Below are 7,242 nucleotides of genomic sequence, written 5' to 3' on the forward strand. Positions count from 1 at the left end.
TTCTTCTTAAGGGACTTATCATCCGTATTTCCCCCAGATCTACCCCCAATCGCACCCACTTTTGCTCTCAATCTGCTCCCAATCGCACCCACTTTTGCCCCTAACTGCCCCAATTCTCCTCCAGATTTGTTTTGCCCCTAATCTGCTCCCAAATTGCTCCCGGTCTCCTCCCAAGCTTCTCCCAATCTGCCCACTATTCTTCACTACCCTTGATGGCTGGGAAAAGAGGCAGTATCTTTCCTAGTTAATGGTTTCAAAGTCTCTTCTGTCCTGGGTTTTACACCATATTAAACCTGCTTTTAGCGCAAGCATCGCCCCAGAGTGCCTCGCTACCATCACAGCCGAACGCGGCTGAGCGCCAGCTATGTCTAGAGCATCTCGCTTCTCTTCGGCTATTCTCAATAATCTCTATTGTTGACAGTAATGAGTGCAGATTTTGTATTATATTGCAGTATAGAAGCGCTCGCATCTCAACTATTCCTAAGCATCGTACCATATCACTTTCCCACCGTTGATACACAACTAATTAAGTCATTAATTACCGAGCAACAAGACTACGATCGCGTGCTAATATTTTCGATTGCATTGCCTTCATCAATACTCCGAGAGCTTTGTGACAGCAGGGGTTGTCTGTTAATAGTATGAATAGTGTACGCACTAAAATCTCAGTACACGAATTCTGCTTCTCAGTATAAGCTTTGTAATCTTTATAACTAATATTCTTGAGAGCGATCGCCGTCGAATGACACTTGCTACAGCTACGGTATCGCTATCTTATCCACGAATGCTCAGCATTTTCCCACTGCTACCATTACGCCAGCTATGTTTGAAGGTGCTATAAATAAAATAGTTTAAGTATAAAAAATGACTCCACGAACGAAGATGGGAAAGCAGAAAAAAAACAATCGAGTGACAGCAAGGTTCAATGATGATGACTACGCCGAGGTAAAAAAGAAAGCAAAGAAGTCTAATACTACCGTTGCCGAATATATAGAAAAATCTGCCTTACGTAGGGAACTCCCTACTCCCCCCACCATTAACCAAGTCCTTGTCTACCAAAGTCTGGGCAAAGCCAGGGAACTCATATTTACCATTCGCAATACTTGCAAGCTGTATGGCGATCGCACAGCGCCAATTGCAGAAATTATGCCCCTGCTAGACGCTATGGAAAACCACATTCAAGTAGCTGGAATGGAAGCTTATGGGTTAGGGAAAATGCGGAATAATATAGAAACTACTGCTAAGAACAAACAAGAGGTAGCATAACGAATCTCAAGAAAATTTTCCCAATTCGATAAACTTAAAAATCTCCCTCGCAACCAGCCGTATAAGTAGATATACTTGCAATGTACTAGCCAACAGCTTTTTCTAAAAAAAGTACAGTAATGTTTCTGACTCAGAATCTTAACGATGATTGAAAGCCTTACAGCACACTTTCTAGTTCGGTTCTAATTTGTCAAAATAGAACAATCAACGAATAAAGCTCTGCTTGCAGCACAAAAGATTTGCTGCTTCTCAAATAGGAAAATAGATAAAACAATGAACAATAGTGAATTTTCTGAATGGGGCAAAAAACTAGAACGCTTAGCACAAGCGGGCGTACAAAAAGAAATTGCCGAACACAAGGCTAGTGGTCGTTCAATATTCTATGAAAGAAATGGTATGACTATTATGGAACTAGCTGATGGACGCTGCTTTGAATATCGGCTGCAAGATGGAAAGGTTCAGATTGTCAGCGAAGTAGAAAAAACAAACAGCCCAATGAAAAAAATGCTATATCAATGTTAAGAATTAGCCATCGGAAATCGCTTGTGCCAAAATACATTTGTAGCTTAGATTCCAATAACGCTTGGCACTTACCCTCAGAAGAAGTTGCCCAGCAAACTTTCAGTACAGAAGAAGAGGCGAAACAGTGGTTTTACCAAAATTGCCCCAATCGCAATCTAGAATTCAGTGGATTCCACCTCACCCTACATCTACCTACAAATTTTGTATCGTGTAATGGTCAAGGAATAGGACAAATAATTGAATACTCAAACAAGTAGTAAAATAATGCTAAAATAACTTAATACTTAATATAGATAGACAACTTCCGAAGAGGCGTGTTTCGTCAAATTCTAAATAATTCACTTTTTTATAAAATATTTAATCAGATATTATCAACAAAATAGTTCAAATTGGTGGATTAAGGATCGAAAGGGAATTAATTGATAGTCAATTGCTGCTCGATGGCGTAAAGCAACAACGTATAAGCCTATATCGCAGCTATCTAATAAACTCCGACTGATAAATAATTATTATTAAATTTGAGATTTGAAGTCCCCAATTATGTAGACAGTAAACTACAAGCTAAATAATGAGGCAGTTGAAGGCATCATCGGCAGCTCTACCTACAAGCGGTGGACGCAAGAACTGGCAGCCATCGCTCACAGTTGCGATCGCAAGATATCGACTGCCTGCAACAGCTAACTATGTATATCAAAATAAAGGTGTATCAAAATAAAGCACGTTTCCAAGCACCTGGTTTTGTCTGAGTATCCAACGCTTTCTCATTACTAGTACTCATCCTCGAACCAGAAGAATTTTTCTGGTTTATTTTTTCTCCACTCTCCTAGTAAAATAATATTGTATAAAATATAACGTTGTATAAATATAATTCATAAGTGATAGGGAAGAACTACAAGCACGCTGGCTTCTGGGGAACGTTGGCATACGTTCTTAACGAACAGAAAAATCCTGTCACTATTGCTACCAATATGATGGGGACAACACCAGCACAGCTAGCAGCCCAATTGAGAGTCACTTGCGCTCTCAATCCAAACGTACAGCGCACCTGTTGTCACATCATTCTCTCGCTTCCAGATAGAGATGAATATCGCGAACGTCTAGAAGACAAGCAATACGCAGAAATTAGCAAGCGTTACCTACAAGCAATGGGGTTTGTGGGAGAAGGAACTCATGAGTGTCAGTGGCTCGTTGTCCGCCACGACGACGCAAACAATGCCCACATTCATATAGTTGCGAGTAGGGTAAGGATGGATGGCACAGCAGTCAACGATTCTTGGGATTGGTGGAAATCTCAAGTGACCATCCGCAAGCTGGAGCAAGAGTATGGGCTAGAAATTCTTTCATGTAGCAATTCTCAAGTAGCAGCTGCTGTTAAAAAGCAGCATGGCATCGAAACTAGTTATACTACCCGCCGCGCTCCTAGCATCAGACAGAAGCACCACACTTCAAATCAGAAGTCGCTAACGCAACAGTTTGCCCAAATCATCGACGATCTGGTTGCAACTTCACCTACTGTCAGTCAATTTATTCAACGCCTGGAACAGGAACACGGTATTGCAGTGTTGCCTAAGTTTTCTGGCGACAGATTTATGAGTGGATTTAGCTACTCCAAAGATGGTTGGCAGATTGCTGGATATTCTATTGGCAGCAATTACACCTTTCCTAAGTTAATCCAACGCGGCTTATGCTTCAATCCAACTAAAGATATGCCAGCTATTGTTGCAGCTCGACATCCCCAATTAACAGCCACTGAGGGTAAGAAGAGGAGAAGAAGCAATGTCAAAAAGCAAAATGTCGAAGCAGGGGGATCGATAATATCCTTTACCTCAACTGAGATTGCCAGCGACAATGGTGGCAAAGGGGCTCGTTATGACACTGTTGAAGATAGCCCCAGTCAAGTCACAGTAACTATCGTCTCAGCACAGATCGAAGAAGCAAGCTTAGCAGAAATTCCCAATCGGATGCATGAAACTCAGTTTAGTGACAACGAGAGACAACAAACAACAAAAACTAAGAAGGAAACAGAAATTCCTAGCTCTCATCTAGATGCGATCGCCCAATCCGGTGTCGAACCAATACCAACGATCGTGGAAGGTAGTAGCTCCAGCGATACCTGCCACCCTACGCCTTATATCACTCCTATACCGTCATACTCCCATTACTCCACTGTAGTGACAGCATACCTTCTAACACTTAACACGACTTTCTTCAGCGGTAACAGATATTCAGCCCAGCTCGATAATAATATACTTACTCTGACCCGCAACTCCAATGGAGAACAACTTCTAAAAACTGCATACACCAACGGGCAATGGCAAGAAATAGAAGCAACGCGATTGACCCAGCAAGATGCAACAATACTAGATAAAATTGTTCCAGCAATTCAACAACTGCAAAAACAACAACTGAAGTCAACTCAAAAAGGTATTGACTACAATTGTTGAATTAAATCCTCTAGAAATCTTATTAATAAATATGGTTGGAAGCCAAACACTATTTATTCTTAATATTCATTCAATATCCTTGGATTCAGGTTTATGATTTTAGTTTTACATTGCCTCATAAAAAATCAACATATATCTGAGATAAAATCAGAATTTTATTAGATTCAGTAGAGATAACAATTCTCTTAAGATCGCTTTGACCCCATTTAAAGCGATCGCTAAAGGAATGTTAAAACTGCTGCCAGCTCTGTTGTTCGTAATCGTCACTTTCCAAACCGATAGAAAGTTCGGATATCTTTTCGGCGTTACGAATGTCTTGTCGAACCCTGTACATTTGAGCTGGATTCTGAAGTCGAGCAAAATCGCTAGCACGAGCGATCGCTTGTTGCTCTGGGAAATTAATTCCCACTTGGGCGTATTGCACCGACAATTGCTCGAAATTCTCGACTTCAATTTTTTTCAGACGCTCTTTCTCTTCCAGCCAATTTTCGCTGTAACCGCGCCGTTGCATATCTTGCTGGTACTCCTGGCGCAAAGAACCATCAGGATTAAACTGCTGCTTCTCTTCTTCTGTGAAAATAACATCGTAGGCAGTGTAAACAACCCACTGTTCGGGATCGGTTTCGTCAAGCTGCTTCAGTCTTTCATACTCAGCTTTCAATCTAGCAGTCTTGTCTGCAATAACTGCTTCTGACAGACCGCGAGAACGCATACCTTCAGCGTATTCTGCTTCGAGATTACCCTCGTAGTCTACTTCCCTTTTATTTTGATTTAAAAAACGTTTTAAGCGTGAATACTGCACCATTATTATCACTCCTTGTTGAAATGTCCAAATATGACAATTACTACTAAGCATTTCAATACTAAACTAAATCAATGGATTCACATCGACAACGATTTCAACAATGCTGAATCTTTACTAAATGAAGAATTAAACAATACATTATTAGAGTATTTCTTTCCCAATACTGAATTTTCGTTCGGTCACATGGACGAAACTTCAACAGCTACAGAACTCAAAAACCATCCAGACGGTCACGTACTGCTCCTTTCATCTAAGTCTAGATTACTCTACGGACCCAAAGAGTGTTTGGAAGTTATAGATCGATTATGCCCCGACCGTAAAGACAGGGGTGCTTACGGGTCGATTTTTCTCGGCTCTTGTGAAAATGCGATCGCTGAAGAACTTAGCATTCTAGTTGTTGATGATACTACAGGTAGAAATGGCGGCATCATTGATGACGAAAAAGCTCGCAGGCTTACAGGTGACTGCTACGGACAAATATCCACCGATGTCTACAACCGCCTCACCAATAGAGAAATCGATACGAAAGTACCTTATCACATCATCCAACACCGCTTTGGCTGGATATCTCAAGATGGCGATGACACCCAGTTTAGATTTGGCAAAGGCACTCTCAGACCTAATAATCTGGACAATTTAGATTTTCAAAACCCGAACAACAAGCAAAAAATCGATCTCATCTTACCTCTATCCTCTTTCAAGGGAACGGACAAGGACAGACCTGGCGCTCCCCTGAAACCACAGATAAAGCCTGGGTTGTATAAACAAAAGATATGGCTAGGCGAAAAGTCACAATCCCAACGAGGGAAGACCGCTATTTCGCAGATGTTAGCCTCATTTCCTATTGGGATCAAAGATTTTGCTGAAGAATTAGAAGCTCAAGCCAAAAGGCTTAAAGAAGCCCAAGACGATCCGCGAAAACTAGCAGCTCTATACTGCGAAAAATATGAAAAACGTCAGGACTTTAATCAGGAACAAAAAACTCAGTTGGAAAAGGATGTCAAACAAGCTATAAAATCGAATCAATTGCCGGAATTTATAGAACAATACAGCAAGCAGTTAGAAAAATATGAAATAGATAACGAGGGTAATTTAGAAGAAACCGAGCCTAGAGAAGATTTAATTATGTACCGACTCATCAAAGCCGATCTGATGAGTTATTGTCAAATTTTAGAAACAGAAAAAGTACAGCAAGAGCTAGCTAGATTCGTACAAAACGAATGGAAGGACATTGCCGTTGGTAAGAGTTTACTATTTGAACGAGCAATGGTGATTCCTTCTAAAGAGTTAAAGAACGGCGAAATCTGCATACCTTGGTATAACGCAGAAGAAAAAGTGCTTAACTTTCGTTCGCCATTCCTCAATTCAAATGGCTTGTGCAATTCTACTAACAAAGTTGTAGAAGACATACTGGGACCAGATAGAAATCCTTTGGAGGGAGCGATCGCAGTTAGTGATGAAACATTCACTCAAATCTACAACCGCATTCTCTTGCAAGTTAAAGATGCAGTTACCCAGGTAAAAGAACGAGATGATACATTTAACAGCGATGAGATTCAAACTTATCTCAATACCAATATTAATGCTTTAGATGTTTCAGAAAAAATAAAGTTTGCTATTAACTTTAATAGAGAAATCGAGCGGTTGAATCAACTAGGTCTGAATATTGAATCGCTCGTTTTAGAATCAGAGCAAGAGCGGCAAGGTCGCGACTACGATGGCGACTGCATCGGATTTACCTTAGCAAAATACTATCCCTACCTTGCAGAAGAAGCAGAATATAGAAACCAGCTAGAAAATGCCTACGCTCCTACTCCTAAGCTGAAAAAACAATCTTTTTACGGGGCAGATGCATCGCAGCCAGAATTTGAAGAAATTGCTATCCACATGAGCGATGGGATCAGCGTTGGTACGATCAACAATCACCTCACTGCGATTGAAGCACTAGAATCAGAAATTACTATCCTCAAAAATTACAGCACTACTGAAGAAAAATCGGCATATCTCGACGCAGTTACCAAGCACTATAAAAAAATTCTGCCTACTATTATTCAGGAAGAACAAAAGCAGCGTGAAAGTAATCCTGACGAGCGAAGGCGGCAAGCTAAACAAGATTACATTCAATATATGCAAGAATTTGTAGAGCTTGCATCTGTTAGGAATAGAAAGAATGAAATTATCCAAAAAGCTTTTTTCGTTAACAGC

At 40.6% G+C, this 7,242-nt stretch carries 6 protein-coding genes and 1 pseudogene; 6 read left to right on the forward strand and 1 reads right to left on the reverse strand.

The genetic code is table 11. The features are described 5' to 3' along the window. Positions 1 to 864 precede the first annotated feature (864 nt). From H6G17_RS31710 to H6G17_RS31730, 5 genes are all read left to right on the forward strand, one after another. Positions 865 to 1,266 carry a hypothetical protein gene (locus H6G17_RS31710; RefSeq protein WP_192162644.1) on the forward strand — a complete coding sequence of 134 codons (402 nt, stop codon included), beginning with the start codon at positions 865 to 867 and terminating at the stop codon, positions 1,264 to 1,266. 273 nt (positions 1,267 to 1,539) lie between these two features. Then, positions 1,540 to 1,788 (forward strand): MmgE/PrpD family protein, encoded by a 249-nt coding sequence (locus tag H6G17_RS31715; RefSeq protein ID WP_192162646.1) that lies wholly within the window; start codon positions 1,540 to 1,542, stop codon positions 1,786 to 1,788. Positions 1,789 to 1,811: 23 nt separating this feature from the next. Next, a complete protein-coding gene (locus H6G17_RS31720) occupies positions 1,812 to 2,045 on the forward strand; it encodes a hypothetical protein (RefSeq protein ID WP_192162648.1) in 234 nt (77 codons plus the stop codon). Between the two features lie 311 nt (positions 2,046 to 2,356). Then, positions 2,357 to 2,503: a hypothetical protein gene (locus tag H6G17_RS31725; RefSeq protein ID WP_192162649.1), complete on the forward strand. Its 147-nt coding sequence runs from the start codon at positions 2,357 to 2,359 to the stop codon at positions 2,501 to 2,503. Positions 2,504 to 2,663: 160 nt separating this feature from the next. Then, a complete protein-coding gene (locus H6G17_RS31730; protein ID WP_347276496.1) occupies positions 2,664 to 4,232 on the forward strand; it encodes a relaxase/mobilization nuclease domain-containing protein in 1,569 nt (522 codons plus the stop codon). Between the two features lie 229 nt (positions 4,233 to 4,461). Here the strand turns inward: H6G17_RS31730 and H6G17_RS31735 are convergent, their stop codons facing one another. Continuing rightward, positions 4,462 to 5,037, reverse strand: a complete 576-nt coding sequence (locus H6G17_RS31735; RefSeq protein WP_192162651.1) for a hypothetical protein — start codon at positions 5,035 to 5,037, stop codon at positions 4,462 to 4,464. A 30-nt stretch (positions 5,038 to 5,067) separates the two neighbouring features. Here H6G17_RS31735 and H6G17_RS31740 point away from each other — a divergent pair. Then, positions 5,068 to 7,242 (forward strand): annotated as a pseudogene (locus tag H6G17_RS31740) (hypothetical protein); the annotation flags it as partial.

This window comes from Chroococcidiopsis sp. [FACHB-1243], assembly GCF_014696895.1.
Taxonomy (GTDB): domain Bacteria; phylum Cyanobacteriota; class Cyanobacteriia; order Cyanobacteriales; family Chroococcidiopsidaceae; genus Chroococcidiopsis.

Bases quoted from the DNA above. Each gene is read 5' to 3' on its own strand.
- H6G17_RS31710 (WP_192162644.1), top strand. From the start codon at position 865: ATGACTCCACGAACGAAGATGGGAAAGCAGAAAAAAAACAATCGAGTG.
- H6G17_RS31715 (WP_192162646.1), top strand. From the start codon at position 1,540: ATGAACAATAGTGAATTTTCTGAATGGGGCAAAAAACTAGAACGCTTA.
- H6G17_RS31725 (WP_192162649.1), top strand. From the start codon at position 2,357: ATGAGGCAGTTGAAGGCATCATCGGCAGCTCTACCTACAAGCGGTGGA.
- H6G17_RS31735 (WP_192162651.1), bottom strand. From the start codon at position 5,037: ATGGTGCAGTATTCACGCTTAAAACGTTTTTTAAATCAAAATAAAAGG.